Here is an 18,686-nt window from a genome sequence, read left to right on the forward strand (position 1 = left end):
AACCAAGGGCGATCTTTTCCCGCCATCCCCTCCCATTGCGCTATACCACTTCCAATGATCCGTATGGTGCAAAGTGTGTCGGCTGCGCATGCCAAGTCCTACTACTCCGACGCGCTGCTCAAGTCCGACTATTATCTCGAAGACCAAGAGCTTGGAGGTAACTTCCAAGGGCGGCTTGCTGCACGCTTGGGATTGGCTGGCCGTGCGACCAAGGATGACTTCTTTGCCTTATGTGAGAACCGGCATCCGCTAACGGGCAAACCACTCACCCCAAGGACGAAGAGCAATCGCACGACCGGCTACGATATCAACTTCCATGTGCCCAAGTCGGTCTCGCTGGTGCATGTCCTGTCCAAGGACGACCACATCCTGGAAGCCTTCCGAGGGAGCGTTGCGGAGACGATGGCCGACATAGAAGCCGACAGCAAGTCACGCGTGCGGAAGGACAAAGTCTACACCGACCGCCCAACCGGCGAGTTGATCTGGATGGACTTCATCCATCAGACGGCGCGACCAGTCGAAGGCCATCATCCTGACCCGCACCTACACGCGCATTGCTATGTGTTCAACGCCACCTTCGATAAGGAGGAGGGGCGCATCAAGGCGGGACAGTTCCGCGACATCAAGCGCGACATGCCGTACTACCAGGCGCTCTTTCACAAACGACTCTCCGACAAGCTCATCGAGTTGGGCTATGACGTGCGCCGCACCAAGAAATCGTTTGAGATCGAAGGTGTGCCGCAACGGGCCTTGGAACATTTTTCCAAGCGCACGGACGAGATCGGCAGGATCGCCCACGAGAAGGGGATCACGGATGCGAAAGCGCTTGATGGACTCGGGGCACGTACCCGCTCCAAAAAGCAAAAGGGCCTGAGCATGACGGAACTGAAGGCGAACTGGCGGGAGCAGATTGCAAACTTGGGAATGTCCACGTCAGAGGGTGGCAAGTCCATCCGCTTTGCGGGGGCCAAAGAAGAGAAAGAGGGGATCGCGCAGCGGAGCTTCGATCATTCCTTGCGTCACCACTTTGACAAGGCATCGGTGATGCCCGCACGACGACTGCTGGCCACCGTCTACACGCAATGCATCGGCCATGCAAAGGCGACCATCCAACAAGCGAACGACCTGTTCGATAAGAGTCCTTCCTTGTTGCGGGTTGAGGAGAACGGTCAGGTGCTTTGCACCACCAAGGTCGTCCTCTCCGAAGAGAAGCGCATGGTGGCTTTGGCACGGACAGGGATCGGCAAGTTGACGCCGCTTTACGCTGAAGCACCGAAGATGAAACTTGACGGTGCGCAACGCAAGGCTGTTGAGCACGTCCTGACAACCTCTGATCGCGTGTCCATCATCCGAGGCGCGGCTGGAACTGGTAAGACCACGCTGATGCGTGAAGCAGTGGCTTGGATGGAAAAGGCCGGTAAGCGCGTCACGGTCGTGGCACCAACATCCATCGCCTCGCGCGATGTGTTGCGCAGTGAAGGATTCTCCAAGGCGGATACGGTCGCCTCCCTGTTGCTGAACAAAGAGCTACAGCACGGATTGAAGGACGGCGTGCTGTGGGTGGATGAAGCGGGTATGCTAGGGACAAAGGATATGACCGCGCTGTTGGAACTGGCCACGAAGAAAAATGCACGTGTGATCTTGGGCGGCGACACGCGACAACATTCCAGCGTACAGCGAGGGGATGCGTTGCGCATCCTCAACACGGTCGGCAAGATCAGAACCGCCGAAGTGTCCAAAATCTACCGGCAGAAGAACGTCGATCACCGGGAAGCCGTGAGCATGCTCGCTGCTGGTAACGTCAAAGAGGCGTTCGACAAGCTCGATCGCATGGGTGCCATCGTGGATGTCGATCGGCAAAAGCCCAACGACAAGTTGGTGGATGACTACCTCGACGCGCTGAAACGAAAGAAGTCGGTACTGGTGGTTTGTCCGACCAATGGTCACAGACGGGGACTGACGGAAGACATCCGTAACCGCATGCGTCAGGCCGGCATGATCGGTAAGAAAGAGATCAAGGCGGATCGCTTGGACAACCTGTACCTCTCAGCGGCAGAGAAAGAAGACTGGCAGAACTACAAGCCGGGGCAGGTCGTCCAGTTCACCCAGCATGCACCGAAGATCAAGCGCGGCAGTCAGTGGGTGATTGAAAGCGCTTCCGAAAGCCAGGTCATGCTCAAGGATGAGCGTACGGGTTCAACCGTGGAACTGCCGCAAGGCCGTTCCCATTGCTTCGATGTCTTGGAACGATCACAAATCGAAATGGCTAAGGGGGATGCGATCAAGATCACGCGCAACAGCTATGACCGGGAAAAGAGACGCATGGACAACGGGCAAGTGTTCGATGTGCTGTCCGTGCGTAAGGACGGGCGCATTGAGCTGCAGAGCAAGGGGAGTAAACAGGTCTATCAGGTCACGCGCGACTTCGGCCATCTCGATCACGCGCATTGCGTGACTTCCTATGCCTCACAGGGCAAAACAGTGGATGAGGTTCTGATCGCACAACCCCAAGTGACCTTTCCGGCAACGAACGCCAAGCAGTTTTATGTTTCCGCTTCAAGGTCAAGGGAACGCGTCAAGATCTACACCGACGATAAGGAAGGCCTGCTTGCTCAGGTCCAACGCTTGGGTGATCGGACTTCCGCCTTGGAGATCGCAAGCCTGATCGACCATCAGGATCACGTCTTGCACAAGCTGCGAGAGGATCGCCAAGCACCGGAGCCTCATCGCGAACCGGAGCCGAAAAAGGAGCTGATACAACCTTTCCGCAAAGAGCGCGACTATGAGCCAAGACTTTAGGTCGCGGTACGGTGAGATGCGGGCCAATGACCCGACGACTCCCGAACAGGATCCACAGAACAAGGCCGTGAGCGAGAACTATCCCGCGCACAGCAACACCCGCAACATCGTCTTTGAGCGGCCCGATGGCCGACGGTTCTTCTTGAACTACAGCTACCTCGTGTTCAGCGAGGAGGTCGAAGCAGGGACAAGTATCGTCCTGGTCTTCACCACGCACACCGTCAAGCTGAACGGGCTTCGACTGAATGGCTTGCTTGATGAACTGGCCAGTCACTTGCCTAAGACTATTACCGCAACTGAAGTCCGGTACAATGCTACGCTTGAGGACAACCAGCCGGTAGTCAACGAAATAATTCTAATCGCTAACGGATAAGCATGCCTTGCCGCCGAGCAGGGTTCAGCACTCAAGCTCTTCTCGCAAATTTCATCGTTCGAGTAGCATGATCAACAAGTTCTTGATCATTGATGGTCGCCGTCGCATAGGCCGGGTTGGTGTCATGGTGAAACCTGTTCGCATAGTCCATCAAATGGCGAAGCTCGACCGTGTCTACCTGATTTAAGATTGTGGCGCTGGTAGTGAGTGCTTGGTCGCACTCATTGTGGAAGTGTCCGAGCAGTTTCCCTGGTGGAAAATGAGCGGGATACGCAACGCGAAGGAAAGCTTCCAGAACATGGCGCAGAGCCGCCGCAACTTCGCGCTCTTTTCCAGAGTGCCCCATGGTGATATAGTGCTGGATCATGGCGTGCCGCTTGTCGTGTTCGGTGATGCAATCCTGATGAACATCCCATGCATCTATAGATGATGCTGATTGACCACTGCGAATGATTCTCAGTGCGCTGCGGGTATCCTTGTCCGAACCCTCCCATATCTGGCACAGGAAAGGTTTGGAATGGGACAACACAATCACCTGCTTCACGCGCTTGGCCAGGGTGCGCATTTCCTGAACGGTGGCAAGTGACCTGTGTTCGTCGAGACTGGTCATCGGGTCGTCAATCACCACAATCTTTTGAGCAAGCGCCAAGTCCTGATCGAGGGAAGCAAAGTAGAACGCCAATGCCAAAGTGTTCCTGTCACCAGCGCTCATGCTATTCTTGAAAGATGGCCCGTCATCCGCGATCAACGGAACGGTTACATTGTTGATAAGGACACTGTATGTGCAGGATGATCCGCCCCTGTGGTTTTGAGAACTCACTCCGGCGAGCCGGAAGCCTGCATTGAATCTCCCGAGGTAAGTGTTAATCGCCGCTTCATACCGCGTGAAGATGCTAGCGCGGTATTGATCCAGAGCCGCCCTTGCCTTGTCACGTAATAGTTCGGTCGCCTTCTTGGCGCTCTTTTCGTCAAGATATGCCTGGCATAGCGGCGCGATGGTCGGGCTATGTCGCGCCAAGGTCATCTTCAACTTGGTCAGCTCGGCATTCAAAGTGACAACATTGGCGGTGGCGGCTTTCTCCTTCACCGCGGAAATCTGCGCATTGCTATCCGACAGAGTTCTGGATATGGCGGCTATGACATCGCGATGCGCGTCATACGCGGCAATGTCGTCCACGATCTCCTGCGTGAGGGCCATCTTTTCGAGCGGCGATGCCAGCTTGGCTCGAAGGATGGCTAAGACAGGCTCGCGCGAGGCCTTCCAAGCGCGCGCGATTTCGGCGGTATCAACGGTAATGACTGGCACCTCAGTGAATTTCCGCCAGAAGTCGCCAGTCTGAATGGCCAGTCGCACGGCACGTTCAAAGGCTGACTGTACTTCTCCATCATGGGCGGTTGCCACCGCCTTACCGTGGTCTGTGATTGCCTGTTTCAGTGCAGCATAGCCCTCACTGAAATAGGCTTGATAATGCGGGATTATGCGGGCATGCTCAAGCCCCTGAGCACAGAAGGGGCATTCCTCGCCCGTTTCACCAGCCGATGCGGCCGGAATCTTCTGCATCCCCTCACCAACCCAGGCTTCAGCCCCCTTACCCAGCTTGGCAAGATGGCGCTTCACAAGGGCGGTGGTGTCCGCCTGCAATCCAGGTAGATCACTTTGAAGCACCGCATTTATGGCCGCAGCGTCGAAAGCCGGCAATTCAAGCGCTTGGAAGCTTGGTTGCTGCTTGATTGCATCGGCGGCGCGGGCAGCGGCCAGATTGCGCTCGGCCGCCTTAACCTCGGCCTCGATATTGACGTTCACCGGCAGGGCACAAAAGGCGTCCACAGTCAACGTGCCGCGTTCGGCTGCCGGTATGGCGGCCTCTTTTGTCTTCAAGGCGCGGTTATGCACCTCAACCTCATCGACATGAGTTTTCAAGGTAGCATTCAAGGCGACGCCTTGTGCACCCAGTATAAGCTCATGCAGGTTTTGCTTGTGGCCCGTCTCAATCTCGATGCCTGAACAAACATTCTGCGCGACGAAATTGTCGTCAAATATGGCGATGTCCGAAAGCGGAGCTGACCATGCACCATTCTGAAAGGTATGCGACCGACCATTCACATCGATGACGACATGGGGCGAATGCGGAGCACCTAGTCTATGGCGTTCGATAATCGGAGTCGGGCTATTCGTGCCCAATGAGCGCAGAATGCTGGCTAGCGTGGTCTTTCCCCGGCCGTTCTCGGCATAGATCAAAGTCAGCTTTGTAAGGCCCGTTTGCTGGCCCGGAGACACGTTCTCGAACTGGCCAATATTCCTAAGGAGTTGTATGCGGTCTACCATGCTCTTCGCTTTCCTTACATGCTGCTCATCACGTGCATCGTTAGACACTAAGCCAAGTTCAAGGAGCGTCTTAACCTTAGGTCATGTGAGTATAGCACAGAATCACGCAAGCAGCAACATGCGAGGACCTCTGATCAAACCTCTCGCCATAGTTTCTACAGGTCAACGCTCATAGTGCGATGCGTCAAGCCCGGCTCAGTTGCGCAGAGCCAATCGAACGCTTCGGTCGCTCGGGTGCCCCGTTCGCTACAGTCGAACCAGCTATACAACTGCCTGTATCCGTAAGCGCGGATGTAGGTGGCCGCATCATCGGCACACGCAAAGTCGTGCAGGATGATGCTGTCTTGATCGAACGGTGTGTCACTGCGGCTTCTCACCACCGCGCGGTAGTCGAAGATGGTCTTGAACACGTTGACCCCTTCGGGTTTGTGTACACGACCACGGATAAAGCTGACCGCGACTGGCGATGTCATGCCGGTGACGTGCGGGCTGTAAAGTGCAAAGCCTCCATCTTCGTTGCGGAAACCAAGCGCTCGATACTCGTTTCTGGTAACTGAGTTGCGCACATGGACTTGGTGGAACATCTCTCCGGCCTGTTTGCGGCCGATGCCTTGACGCATAGCGTAACGGATCAATGCTCCTTCTTGCAACGCGATCTTGGATAGCAGTGTGTAGTTGCCCGCTTCCGTTTCATCCGTCAGACCGAACAAGGTCACGAGCGAGGGATAGCCGATGTTGAATCGCAACCAATGCAGCACGTCGTCTTCCGCGCTTTTGAAGCCTTGGTGAATGAGCCAAGCCTGCACCAGTTCAAAGGGTCCGCCCTTGTTGTCGGTCGGCGTGTCGCTCCAGGAGTTGTGACCGTGATCCACCTTCAGGCTGGCAACGGCCCAGGGTGGATTGAAGGGGGATCGGAAGAACGAGTATTCATGGTTCTCGGCGGCAGGCCTCAAGCCGATCTTGTTCAAGATATCGCGCATGGGAATGGTACGGGCATAGTCAAGGTTCATGATGTCTCCTGATCATGGTGATGGTGGGCGGCGGGTTGATTGGGGCATGAGAGAAGATTAGGACTGGTCGTCAACTTGCAGACTGTTAGGTCTGATGCGCTCGTCGGCGAACCGGTTAAGGCTCGACAGACGGTAGCGCACGGCATTGCCGAACTTCACCGGTTGCAGGTCATAGGTTCGTTGACAATCCCACACGGCAAGAGTTCCCGGTTTGAATCCGGTATACGCCCACGCTTCGACGCGAGTCAGCAACGGATCGAAGCGGTACAAACAGGTGGGGCAGCAGCCCGTGGCTCTATTGGAAGGGTTGGGATGTGTAGTGCGCATCAAGTCGCTGACGCGGTCATATATGGAAAGCAAGACATCGTGCTTGTGTGGTGTGGACATTGAAGACTCCCTTCGTGGACGGTGTGGATGACCGATTGGTCGAAGGGCTCTGTATATCGATAGCCAAGGGAATCTGACAGAGAATCACGGGTGATTAATGCTCGTTAATGCGACGTGCCTACGCCTGTATGTAGCCGGTCACGTACAGGTCGACTTTCACCGGCTTGGATGAGATGCGCTTTCTTCTCGAACGGATCACCTTGCCGTTAGGCTTCCACCCCTAGCCAGGAGGCCACATGAGCAAGCAAGAGACCGATACCGATGAGCGCCTTGACGAAGCCTACATCGTTATGGCTGGCATCATCCGCAATGGGGGTGACAAGTACCTGCCCATATTCAAACGACTGCACGAGGAACGAGAGGTTCGCAGAGCACGCAAGGCCCTCAAACAAATCGCTTTACAGGTCGCTAGTGACATGGTACTGTGATCGTAAGCTGGGTTGTCACATTTCACTCGATATCGCTGTCACACATATTTGAAAGCGACACGACGGAAGTGCTTGATAGTACAGAAGAATCGGTCGTTCCAGAAGTCACCAAGTGACCACTTCGGGTGCGCCATATTCTCTTTGTTTAAGAGGTATTTATCGCCTTTAACGGCAACGAGTATTTCGCTTTTCGCAACACTGCGATTAAGGCCGATATAGAAGAAGTGTCACACATTTTGTAACACATGGTGACACATGCCCTATATCCTGAAACGCGGCGGTCAGTACTACTACAATCGGCGCATCCCTGACTTCGTCCGGCACCTGGATCGCCGTGACACGGTGCGCATCTCACTACGCACCGACAGCCGACAGCTCGCATGGCGCCAGGCCGTCGTGCTCAATGATCAGGTCGAAGCCTATTGGCAAAGTCTTGTTGATGAGACCGCACCTCATGACAACAGTCGCTTCCGGAAGACCGTGTCGATCGCTCGGCAGCTTGGCTTCACATACCGACCTATGCAAGCCGTTGCCGCTCTCCCTTTGGAAGAACTCATCGGTCGCGTCCTCGCGGCCAAGGACGCGACGCCCAAGCAAGTCGAGGCGTTGTTGGGAGGTAAGGAAGGCCCGCTAATGCCGCTGAGCAAGGTGCTCGATAGGTTCTGGGAACTCGCCAAAGACAAGATCGTCAGCAAAACACATGACCAAGTGCGCAAGTGGCGCAACCCACGAATACGCACCATGAATCGCTTTGTCCGCTTGGTCGGCGACAAGGAACTGAAGGAGGTCGGTCGGGATGACATCGTCGCTTTCCGCGATTGGTGGCTCGACCGCATCCGCACAGAGGATCGAAACACACAGAGTGCCAACAAGGAGTTCATTCACCTCAAAGCGATTCTGGAGACAGTATCCGAACACGACAAGGTTGGACTCGATATCAGGCATCTCTTTAGGAAGGTAAGGCTGGAGACGCGCTTTCGGCAACAACGCTTGCCCTTTACTTCGGAACAGATCGTGGCCTTGTTGCACGACGACAAGCTCCACGCCATGTTGCCGGAGTTTCGCTGGTTCCTGTTCGCTGCCGCCGAAACGGGGGCGCGACCTTCGGAAATCGTCGGCCTGATGCCTGAAGACATCAAGCTCCATGCGCCCATCCCCCACATCACCATCACCGACCGCAAGGAGCGGACGTTAAAGAACGCGCACAGTGCACGCTCTATCCCCCTGATCGGCTATGCACTCGCGGCGTTCAGAGCATGTCCGAACGGGTTCCCGCGCTACCGCGACAAGCCAGATCATCTGACCAATGCCGTCAACAAGTTCCTACGCTCGAACAATCTCTTCCCTTCGGATAAGCACTCCGTGTACTCCTTTCGACACAGTTTCCAAGATCGCATCCTGAACGTCAACGCGCCCGACCGTGTGCAAGCAGAACTCATGGGGCACCGCTTCCAACGACCCAAGTACGGGAATGGCCCCACCCTGGAGCACAAGAAGGAATGGATGGACCGCATCTGTCTAACCCAGGCATCGTCTATCCGCAACGATAGACAAGACGACGACCAGCGATGACGGTCTCGTTGTAGTCCACGCTGAGGTCGCGTGCGATGGCATCCATATCGAGGTAGTTCCGGATGTTGTCGGGGATGGTTCCGAACAGCCCATTCTCCACGAACTCCTCTGCCAGGTCTTTCAGTGAGTCCATCTCATAGATATCCATGTCTAGATCCTCTGGGCAATCCTTGTCGAGATCGAACTGATAGCCGCATTCACCGACGGCGATTGCGACGCGGGTCTTCGCATCGTCATCCCAACTCTCCACAGCCTCATAGAACTGGCCAATGGCACCCTGGTGAATGCCAAGAGCTTTGAATAGTTCCATGTCGGCGTCATCACCGTCGATGAATTGAATTTCGAACTCCTCAACGTGTTGACCGAAGGGATCGCGTAAGTCCTTCGACTGCTGCAGATAGCTTTCCAAGCTGTCGAAATAGAAGCCGATGGCGCTCATGTTGTATGGTTGTGCGTATAGTTTGGTCATTTCTAGTTCTCCTACTTCATAGGGTTGCGTGTATCGCCGAACGGCGCTTCATGAACCCTTGCCACGCGGCGAGTGGGGGGTGAGCAAGGGACAGGGCCAAAGCCGCCCGAGGGGAATCACCCGGCTTGCACAAGCGAAGCGCGGAAAGTCGGGGATACTGGCGGCGTAGCTCGTGAGCGTAAAAGCGCGAAGCCTTGGCCCGCGCAAGGGGGAACACCCTATAGCGATCTGCTAGAGATGAGGCATGATACCTCAGCCTGAACAGGGCAGAATGCAACTTCGGCATCCACACTGCAGGCGGCATCAGGCGCCTTCAACAATGCTAAGGGCTGCCACACGAACAACCTTCACCTTGTCGGTGGGAACTGTACCAGACCTTCACCTGACCGAACTTTGAAGAAACGCACATAGCAAATAGGTCTATGGATGCGGAGCAAAGCTCCGATCGTGCGTAAGCGTCTCACTGGAGTCGTTCGGCACCCAGGAAGGAATAGTTGCCGCTTTCTTATGCGCTACATGCGCGGCGTTCAGGTCGTTGTGCTCGCTGTAGCGCGACGACATGTCTATCACTGCATAACGTGCGCTCAATGCGTCCGCGTAGCGCTGGGTGATCGCTCGTCCTGTGGGGTCGTTGTCGAACCAGGTGAACACGCTTGTGATCGATCGTAGCCGTGAAGCCTCCACAAGGTGCTGTAGACCTCTTCGGGCAAGTCCTGCGCTGTTCAGGATGAGCGCCGCTTCGCTGGGTCGCAGCCCGCATGTGTCCGCATAGGTCAGGAAGTCGAAGAACCCCTCGAACAGATGCAACGCTTCCGGTTCTTGCTCGGCATCGCCAAAGAGCGTTGTGGTGCTCTTGGAGCCGATCACCGTTTTGTAATCGCCTCGGATGCTACGCACTTCCCACGTGTTCGGATCATCGGTCGGAAAGCCCACACCGAACAACGGGCGCAGACGCTTCTCAGCCACGGGCTGATAGTAGATCTCTGAACAATAACGTCGAGCTGTGTCGATACGGATGCCGCGCTCTGTGATGTAGGACAGGATAGGTGCATAGCTGAGCGGCTTCTTCTTGACGAGCGTGAAGCGCGCCGACTCTGTCGTTCTTGCTTTGGTCGGATGCGCTGCGACATTTGCGGCGCTCTCACCAGCAAAGCGTTCCAGCCAGCGCAAGGCTTCGGACACGCTTGCACCGTTCAAATGTGCTTGTGCCAAGGCGATCACATCCCCACCAGCACCGGTGCCGAAGTCTTTCCAGGTGCCGCGTTGCGGATGTGCCACAAAGCTGGCCTCACTGTCTCCCTTTCGCAAAGGCGAGTGGAACCAGACATCCTTTCCGCCCTTTGCCGTTCTGACCGGCTCGCGCGCACCGATGGCGTGGAGTACAAGGTCGATAGGAATGGTCTTGGCCTGTTCAATGTTCATGATGCGTGTCCTTTCCGAATGGGTTGCAAGGCTGTCGTGGTGTTTTCTTCTTTCACGGCGAAGGCAGTCTAGCGCGGCTGCGTGCGGTAGCGGAGAAAGGCACTCCCCCGTTAAAGCCTGTGTAAGGCCGGGCCGATAGAAAAAGACCCGCACGGAACAACCCTTCTACAACTGCCCATTGTCCGCGAACGAGTAGTAGCCGCCATCCGTGACGATGAGGTGATCATTGACTTGGATGTCCAAGAACTTGCCTCCTTCCACAAGTTTCCTGGTGAGCATCAAGTCCTCCTCGCTCGGGCGTAAGGCTCCGCTTGGATGGTTGTGTGCCAAGATCACGCAACACGCCTTCGCGTTCAAGGCACACTTGAACACGATCTTGGGGTCTACCACGGTCGCGTGCATACCGCCCTGACTGATACGCTGCTTTCCGATCAGCCCATTCGCACGGTCCAGGAGGAGGAGCCAAAACTCTTCATGATTGAGGTCTAGGAGGAGTGGTCGAAGTATATCATACGCAATCAGCGAGGTGCTCACACGCTCACGTAGCGCGCGCGGCGTTTCTCGCCGCCGACGTCCAAGCTCAAGAGCCGCTTGCAGGATGGCCGTGCTTTGTGTGCTCATGCCCGCTGAGGTCATGTCCATGGCGGACATTCTTCCAAGCTGATAAAGGTCTCGATCAGCCGCCTCTAGAAGTTGATGGCTCAACTCCATGGATGACTGCGTTCGGCTAGCGCGGATAAGTACCGCAAGGAGTTCAGCGTCGCTACATCCACGAGAACCTCTTTCCAAGAGTCTCTCTGACGGTGATGTGTTGGCAATGAAGGAAGGGAAGTCGTTGAACATGGCCTCCCTCCTGCACGGCTTCGCCGACGCGACAAGGCACCGTGGAATAAAAGCAAAGCGGTTATGCCGCGAAAGGCCTTGTGGCTAGTCGGCGAAACGTGCTCTCTTGGCCGTGGTCAAGGGCTTCCTGCTAGGGCCAAGTGGTTCAGGATGGACGGATCGCGAGTTGAAGATCGCGATTTTCGTATGCCATTTCGATCATTCAGCACATCATGTTATGCTCGTCGTTCTGTTGGATCGCGGGCCTCCCGGTTGCACGTGCTACAGCGCAGCCACATTCCGCACAGTATTGCGCCGGAGCATTGCAGGCACAAGCCGCAAGCTCCAATGAAGATCCCCCATGTTCTCCTCGCTCTGTCGGTGTCATGCGCGGCACAAGCACAAACCTTCACCATCAGCGGCCATGTGAAGGATGCCACATCGGGTGAGGCGATCATAGGTGCGAGCATCTTCGTTACGAACACGAAGGCCGGAACAGCCGCGAACGAATTCGGCTTCTATTCCATCAGCCTTCCAGCAAGCGACACGCTGAACATCGTGATCGCCAGTATTGGCTACACGGCGCAGGCCAAGCGGATCAAGCTATCGGGCAACCTCGTACTGGATATCCTCATGGTGCCATCGGCCACGCAGTTGGCCGAAGCGGTGGTGACAGCGAAGCGGTTGGACAAGAATATCACCGACACGCGAATGGGCGTGATCGATGTGCCGATCGAGAAGTTGAGGGTCTTGCCCGCCATCCTTGGCGAACCCGATGTGCTGAAGATGATCCAGCTCTTGCCGGGTGTACAAGCTGGTCAGGAGGGCACAACAGGCTTCTATGTACGCGGAGGGAATTCGGACCAGAACCTGGTGCAGTTGGATGGAGCCGTGGTGTATAACCCCAACCACTTGTTCGGCCTCTTCAGCACCTTCAACAGCAATGCGCTCAACAGAGTGGAACTGACAAAGGGTGGCTTCCCCGCGCGTTATGGCGGTCGCCTGAGCAGTGTGCTGGATGTGACCATGAAAGAGGGCAACGACCAGAAGATGCATGTGCATGCGGGGATCGGCCTGATCACCTCCAACGTTACCGTGGAAGGTCCGATAAAGAAGAACGTGGCCAGTTACATCGTCTCTGCCCGTCGCACCTATGTGGACCTGATCCTGAAACCGCTGAAAGTCTTCGGTTCCGGTAACACCTACAACTTCTACGACCTGAACGCTAAGGTGAACTGGCGTCTTGGTGCCAAGGACCGTGTTTTCCTCAGCGGCTTCACCGGGCAGGACAACGCGACCTACACCGACGCTAGCAGCTTGAACTATGGCATTCGGTTCGGCAACGGAACTGTGACAGCCCGCTGGAACCACCTCCTCGGCCCGAAGATGTTCGTGAACACATCGGCCATCTACAACAGCTACCTGCTCAATCTGTCCAGCGTGCAGGGCAAGTACTACTCGCAGTTCTATTCGGCTATCAACGACATCGGCGGCAAGACGGAGTTCGAGTACTTCCCAAACCCCAGGCACACGATCAGCTTTGGCCTGCACTACATCTACCACACCTTCAGCCCAAGTGGCAAGAGCGCCAAGATCCCGCGCAGCCAGCAGATCACCAACCTGGACCTGAACCGGATCGCGCAGACCTACAGCAGCGAAATGGCGGCATACCTCAACGACAACATCAAGGTGACCGAGCGCATCGGTGCCGAACTGGGCGTGCGACTTCCGTACTACATCACCAAGGGAGCGGAGTACCTCCGTGTGGAGCCACGCGCCAGCCTGCGCTACACGGTGAACGAACGCTCTTCCATCAAGGGCGCGTACACGGTGATGAACCAATTCCTGCACGTGGTGCCCAGCAGCACCGCCACCTTCCCCACGGACATCTGGATCCAGAGCACGGCACGCACCAAGCCGCAATACAGCGAGCAATACGCGCTGGGCTACTTCCGCAATTTCCACGAGAACGCATGGGAGACCAGCATCGAACTCTACACCAAGAACATGAAGAACCAAGTGGCCTTCAAGGAAGGTTCGCAGTTGTTGGAGCAGACCGTCATCGACAGCAATCTTGTGTACGGCAAGGGTTGGAGCCAGGGCGCGGAACTCTTCATCAAGAAGAACCAAGGCAAGCTCACCGGTTGGGTATCCTACACGCTTTCGTGGACCAACCAACAATTCGCCGCGCTCAACCGGGGCAAGGAATTCCCTTTCAAGTATGATCGTCGCCACAACCTCGCGTTGGTCGGCACATACGCGTTCAACGAGCATTGGACCTTCAGCGCACAATTCGTGTTCACCACCGGTGCCGCCTACACACTGCCGACCGGTCGCGCCACGGTGCTCGGTGGCGGCACGCTCTACGATGGCATCTACTATGACTACACCGACCGCAACAACGCGCGCCTCAACCCTTACCACCGCCTCGACCTGTCCGCCTCCTACAAGAAGCAGCACCGCATGTTCAAGCACGATTACATGGGCACATGGACCATCGGCCTCTATAACGCCTACAGCCGCCAGAACCCATACTTCGTGTACCTCACCACCGACCCGGTTACCAAGCAACCACAGGCGAAGCAAGTGAGCCTTTTGCCCATCATACCCAGCCTGAGCTACAACCTCGAATTCTGAGCCGACATGAGAACCTCCATCCCCGTGATCGTCGGTGCCGTGTGCACCACTTTTCTCCTGTTCTCCGGTTGTACCAAGGACATCACCGTTGTGCCATTGGCCTATGATACCAAGCCGGTGATCGAGTGCATGCTCACACCCGGTCAGGTGCCGAAACTCTACATCTACCGCTCGGTGCCCTACTTCGATGCCGCCGTTACGCGCAAGTCGCTCTTCATCCGAACTGCGAACGTCACGATCACAAGCAGCTTGGGCACCGATGTGCTCGTGGTCGATTCCGTGGAAGACCTCTTCGCCTGCGAGTACAACTACTTCTTCAAGGGCAACATCGTCACACAGCCCAACATCACCTTCTCGCTGAACATCGACGCGGAAGGAAAGACCTACACCGCGCAGACCACCACTGACCAGACCGCCACCACCATCACCTCCACGGGTTACACGCCCGTGTTCAACGACATCTACGGCGAGCACGAGGGTGTGATCGTGGACTACAACGATGTGCCGGGTGAAGAGAATTTCTACCGCTACCAGATGGCGCGCATCATCGACAGCACCACCACCTTGGGTGAAGGCGGCTTGTTCAGCATCTGCACCCACGGTTCCTTCTTCCCGGTGCTGGAGATCGGCCGCGCCATTTACAAGGATGCCAACCAGGACGGGCTACCACAAGAGATCGTGATCGAACCCGCCTACAAGCACAAGAGCGGCGACATCGGCTACATCCGCATGCAGAGCGTGGACAAGAACGCGGCCGTGTTCTACGATCAGCTCGATCGCCAGAAGCTCTCGCAGTTCAACCCCTTCGTGGAGCCGGTGTTCCTAACGCCGATACAGTTCCCAGAGGCCCTCGGGGTGTTCGGGTCGTACGCGTTGAGCGATTCGGTGGTGTTCGTGTTCCCGGAGTGAGGAACAGTGGATCACTGAACGGTCCGTTCAGAACTGAAAGAGGCCGCGCATTTGCCCGGCCTCTTTCAGTTCACCCCCAGCACGGGCACCGGGACGTTCGCAAACCCGGCACCCGCGCCTCAGAGGCAACACACGGTACCAAACCAAAGGATCGTGTGGTACAAAGGATGCCCCGATCCCTGTCCACATTCTGTGCGCGCACCCGCTCAGGATCCGGACAGGATCCCCAGCATAGCTTGCAAGCATGAAAGTGCTGTTGATCGAGGACGAACAGGAATTGCGCCGCTCCATTCGCGCGTTCTTGCAGGATGTCGGCTTCCTCGTGGAATCCGCCAACGACTTCCCTTCCGCCATGGAGAAGGCGGAGCAATACGCCTATGATGCTGTGCTGGTGGACATCACCTTGCCAAAGGGCAGTGGCTTGGACATCGTGCGGATGCTACGCAAACAGAACCCCAACACCGGCATCATCATCATATCGGCCAAGGGCTCGCTGGATGACAAGATCCTCGGCCTGGACCTCGGTGCCGACGACTACTTGCCCAAGCCCTTTCACCTTCCGGAACTGGTCGCACGCTTGCGCGCGCTCATCCGCCGCAAGCAGTTCGCGGGTAATCAGGCCATCGAACTGGACGAACTCCGCATTGTGCCGGATGACAAGCTGGTGGAAGTCAACGGCCAGCGCGTGGACCTTACCGTGATGCAGTTCGACCTGCTGCTCTTCCTTGTGGCCAACAAGGACCGCGTGCTCTCGCGCACCGCCATCGTGGAGCACGTCTGGGGCGAAATGGCCGACCGCTTGGACCACGATCATTTCCTCTACTCGCACATGAAGAACCTCCGGAAGAAGTTGTTGGAGAAGGGCAGCAAGGACCGCATCCAAACAGTGTACGGTCTGGGGTATCGGTTAAGCTCACACGCATGAAACTGCTGCAACGTACCTCGCGCTACCAGTTCGTCCTTGCCATCCCGTTGGTGATCATGGGTACGGCCATCGGCTACGTCGTGCTCAGCGCCGTGGTGGCAGCTCAGGTCGATGAGCAGATGGAACACCAGACACAACATATCGTCCAGCAACTGCGCAAGGGTGAACGCACCTTCACTTCCAACGCACCGGATGAATTCATTTCGGTAATACCAGGACAGGTCTCGGAGCCCATGACGGTGGACACCGCCATGCTCGACCCGGAGGAGGATGAGATGGCGCCGTGGCGGTTGATGCGCTCATCGGTGCGCTTGCCCGATGCCGGGTCCTTCACCATCGCCGTGGGTCGTTCGCTGGTGGAAACGGAAGACCTTGTGCTTGGCGTAGCGGTGAGCATGACCCTGCTCTTGGCGCTGGTAGCCTTGGGCAATGTGCTGCTGAACCGCTGGCTTGCCAAGCGCTTGTGGCAACCCTTCCACGATACCTTGGATGAGTTGGGGCGCTTCCAACTCGACGGAACGCGTTCTGCTCGTTGGCCCAAGACCGATATCGAGGAGTTCGCAACGCTCAACGGTGCGCTCTCCAACATGACCGCGAAGATGCGTTCCGACTTCACCGCGCAGAAGCGCTTCACCGAACAGGCCGCGCACGAACTGCAAACACCACTGGCCATCTTGCAAGGCAAACTGGACCAGCTCATCCAATCGCCGAACATCGGCGAGCAGGAAGCCGGTGTGATCGACGGCCTGTTCCAAGCGCGCGAACGCATGGGCCGCACCGTCTCCAACATGCTGCTGCTCGCCCGCATCGGCAACCAGCAGTTCCCGCCGCAAGCCATCGACTGGTTCGCGCTCTTCCAGGACCAACACCAAGCCTTGCAAGACCTCATCGCCCAGCGCGGCATCCGGTTCAACCTGCGGCAGGATCAACCGTGTTTGTTGCGCTTGCACCCCTTGCTCGCCGAAGTGCTCGTGTCCAACCTCGTGCGCAATGCCGTGCAGCACAACATACCTGCGGGCACGGTGAACGTGGTGCTCGGTGCGGATGGTTTCATGGTCGTGAACACCGGGCCTGCCCTCACCACCGATCCCGGCAAGCTCTTCGAGCGCTTCGCCAAGGACGATCCCACCAGCAATTCCACCGGCCTCGGCCTATCCATGGTGAAGGAGATCGCCGACCAGAACGGGATCCAACTTAGCTACGGGTATGCAGCGGGCGTACACACCTTGGTGGTACGAGGCGAATGATGTGCGCGATCGTTTGGCCAGCTTGGTCTTGATCCCGCTTAAGTTGTGCGTGGTCATCGTATTTCCCTGATGAAGACATCGGTCCTTTCCCTCGTTGGTGTATTCATCGGGTTGCTCCACCCATTGGGTAGTGCAGCCCAAGCGCCCAATGGACCTGCGATCCAGAAAGCAAACTGGTGCATTGTCCCGGCATTCCAATACGGATACGTCTTCCCTACGAACCATTTCTTGCGCGGAAGCAATCGCGAGCAGGAGCCCATCCGCGCTTTCGGCGCGGCTTCCATACGGCTTGGCAAGCAGACCACGGGCAACAAGCCATGGCAGCTGAACTATGCGAATCCGGTCTATGGTGTTGGCATCAGCGCCATTCGCTTCAGCGAACCGGAGGAACTGGGAAAGCCCTTTGCCGTCTTCGGTTACTTCAACGCCCCCTTCCATCGGTGGACGAAGCTGTCGTTGGAATATGATATCGCTTTGGGCCTTGCTTTCAACTGGAAGCCCTTCAACCCGGTGAACAACGCGAACAACCTTTCCATCGGGGCCAAGGAGAGCGTGTACCTGGATGTTGGTGTGCAGGCGGCGTTCCGGTTGGTCGGTCGGTTCTCCGGTAGTGCGGGGTTGAGCATCGCCCATTATTCCAACGGCGCCCTCAAGAAGCCGAACCTTGGCGTCAACACGGTTGCGCCCCGGATGGCCTTGCGCTATGACCTGTACACGGTTCCCTTGTCGCGACCGGTCAAGTCACAGCGCGCACCCTTCACTGCTTCCACCCAGCTCGACCTATCGGTCTTTGCCGGGTCGCAGAACGTGATCTACGACTCGCTTCCCGTGGATGTAGTCGAGGGGTACGAGGGGGTGAACTTCCTGGCCATGGGGGTGAACGTGTGCTTGGCGCGGCACCTTACGCACAAGAGCAAGATCGGCTTCGGCTTCACCGCCGACTACAACGGTGCGCACGATGCGCAAGTGAGCGTGGACAATGGCGAAGTGGAAGCAGCGGACAGCCCTTTTGCGGACAAGCTCCAGCTCAGTGTGTTCCCTTCCTATGAACTGGTCGTACACCGCGTATCGGTGCTTGTTCAACCTTCGTTCTATGTCGCACGCAAGAACATTCCACAGCAAACGCCGTGGTTCTACCAGCGCATCGGCATCAAGTACCATGCTTACCGGAACCTCTTCGTCGGTGTGAGTTTGCGCGCCTACCAGTTCAACGTTTCGGAATTCCTGGAGTGGAACATCGGGTATCGCTTCATCCGGAACAAGGGCAACCCTCTAAGCCCATGAGCACGGGTGGCGTAGGTCCCGGCCGAACGGATCCACATTCCAGACAGGATCATGAACTCTCTTTGAACCGTAAACC

14 protein-coding genes are annotated in these 18,686 nt (G+C 56.7%); 9 read left to right on the forward strand and 5 right to left on the reverse strand.

Annotated features, from left to right (window positions below; genetic code table 11):
* The first annotated feature begins 54 nt into the window (after positions 1 to 54).
* Complete coding sequence (locus IPJ76_01460) at positions 55 to 2,799, forward strand: relaxase domain-containing protein (GenBank protein ID QQR86920.1); 2,745 nt, start codon at positions 55 to 57, stop codon at positions 2,797 to 2,799.
* The gene (locus tag IPJ76_01465) at positions 2,783 to 3,172 is read left to right on the forward strand and encodes a hypothetical protein (GenBank protein QQR86921.1); all 390 of its coding nucleotides are present in this window, start codon (positions 2,783 to 2,785) and stop codon (positions 3,170 to 3,172) included. Before IPJ76_01460 ends, IPJ76_01465 begins: the two co-directional genes overlap by 17 nt.
* Before the next feature lie 31 nt (positions 3,173 to 3,203).
* Here the strand turns inward: IPJ76_01465 and IPJ76_01470 are convergent, their stop codons facing one another.
* Both IPJ76_01470 and IPJ76_01475 read right to left on the reverse strand, forming a co-directional pair.
* Entirely contained in the window at positions 3,204 to 5,498 is a 2,295-nt protein-coding gene (locus IPJ76_01470; protein ID QQR86922.1) for an AAA family ATPase, read from the reverse strand.
* A gap of 155 nt (positions 5,499 to 5,653) precedes the next feature.
* A complete protein-coding gene (locus IPJ76_01475) occupies positions 5,654 to 6,478 on the reverse strand; it encodes a hypothetical protein (GenBank protein ID QQR86923.1) in 825 nt (274 codons plus the stop codon).
* 653 nt (positions 6,479 to 7,131) lie between these two features.
* Between IPJ76_01475 and IPJ76_01480 the strand changes: the two genes are divergently transcribed.
* Entirely contained in the window at positions 7,132 to 7,323 is a 192-nt protein-coding gene (locus IPJ76_01480) for a hypothetical protein (protein QQR86924.1), read from the forward strand.
* A 255-nt stretch (positions 7,324 to 7,578) separates the two neighbouring features.
* The gene (locus IPJ76_01485; protein ID QQR86925.1) at positions 7,579 to 8,895 is read left to right on the forward strand and encodes an integrase; all 1,317 of its coding nucleotides are present in this window, start codon (positions 7,579 to 7,581) and stop codon (positions 8,893 to 8,895) included.
* Here IPJ76_01485 and IPJ76_01490 read toward each other — a convergent pair.
* The 3 genes from IPJ76_01490 to radC all read right to left on the reverse strand — a co-directional run bounded on the left by IPJ76_01490 (position 8,858) and on the right by radC (position 11,629).
* Complete coding sequence (locus IPJ76_01490) at positions 8,858 to 9,364, reverse strand: antirestriction protein ArdA (protein ID QQR86926.1); 507 nt, start codon at positions 9,362 to 9,364, stop codon at positions 8,858 to 8,860. The two genes, IPJ76_01485 and IPJ76_01490, sit on opposite strands and share 38 nt — an antisense overlap.
* A gap of 420 nt (positions 9,365 to 9,784) precedes the next feature.
* A complete protein-coding gene (locus tag IPJ76_01495) occupies positions 9,785 to 10,939 on the reverse strand; it encodes a toprim domain-containing protein (protein QQR86927.1) in 1,155 nt (384 codons plus the stop codon).
* A gap of 12 nt (positions 10,940 to 10,951) precedes the next feature.
* On the reverse strand, positions 10,952 to 11,629 hold the full coding sequence (gene radC, locus IPJ76_01500) for a DNA repair protein RadC (GenBank protein ID QQR86928.1): 678 nt from the start codon (positions 11,627 to 11,629) through the stop codon (positions 10,952 to 10,954).
* Between the two features lie 327 nt (positions 11,630 to 11,956).
* Between radC and IPJ76_01505 the strand changes: the two genes are divergently transcribed.
* The 5 genes from IPJ76_01505 to IPJ76_01525 all read left to right on the forward strand — a co-directional run bounded on the left by IPJ76_01505 (position 11,957) and on the right by IPJ76_01525 (position 18,610).
* Positions 11,957 to 14,245, forward strand: a complete 2,289-nt coding sequence (locus IPJ76_01505) for a TonB-dependent receptor (protein ID QQR86929.1) — start codon at positions 11,957 to 11,959, stop codon at positions 14,243 to 14,245.
* 6 nt (positions 14,246 to 14,251) lie between these two features.
* The gene (locus tag IPJ76_01510) at positions 14,252 to 15,154 is read left to right on the forward strand and encodes a DUF4249 family protein (protein ID QQR86930.1); all 903 of its coding nucleotides are present in this window, start codon (positions 14,252 to 14,254) and stop codon (positions 15,152 to 15,154) included.
* Positions 15,155 to 15,398: 244 nt separating this feature from the next.
* A complete protein-coding gene (locus tag IPJ76_01515) occupies positions 15,399 to 16,079 on the forward strand; it encodes a response regulator transcription factor (GenBank protein ID QQR86931.1) in 681 nt (226 codons plus the stop codon).
* Positions 16,076 to 17,326 (forward strand): HAMP domain-containing histidine kinase, encoded by a 1,251-nt coding sequence (locus tag IPJ76_01520; GenBank protein QQR86932.1) that lies wholly within the window; start codon positions 16,076 to 16,078, stop codon positions 17,324 to 17,326. The genes IPJ76_01515 and IPJ76_01520 overlap by 4 nt, the downstream gene beginning before the upstream one ends.
* A 69-nt stretch (positions 17,327 to 17,395) precedes the next feature.
* Positions 17,396 to 18,610, forward strand: coding sequence for an acyloxyacyl hydrolase (locus IPJ76_01525; GenBank protein ID QQR86933.1), 1,215 nt, complete (start codon positions 17,396 to 17,398; stop codon positions 18,608 to 18,610).
* Positions 18,611 to 18,686 lie beyond the last annotated feature (76 nt).

It is taken from the genome of Flavobacteriales bacterium (assembly GCA_016699575.1).
Taxonomy (GTDB): Bacteria; Bacteroidota; Bacteroidia; order Flavobacteriales_F; family PHOS-HE28; genus PHOS-HE28.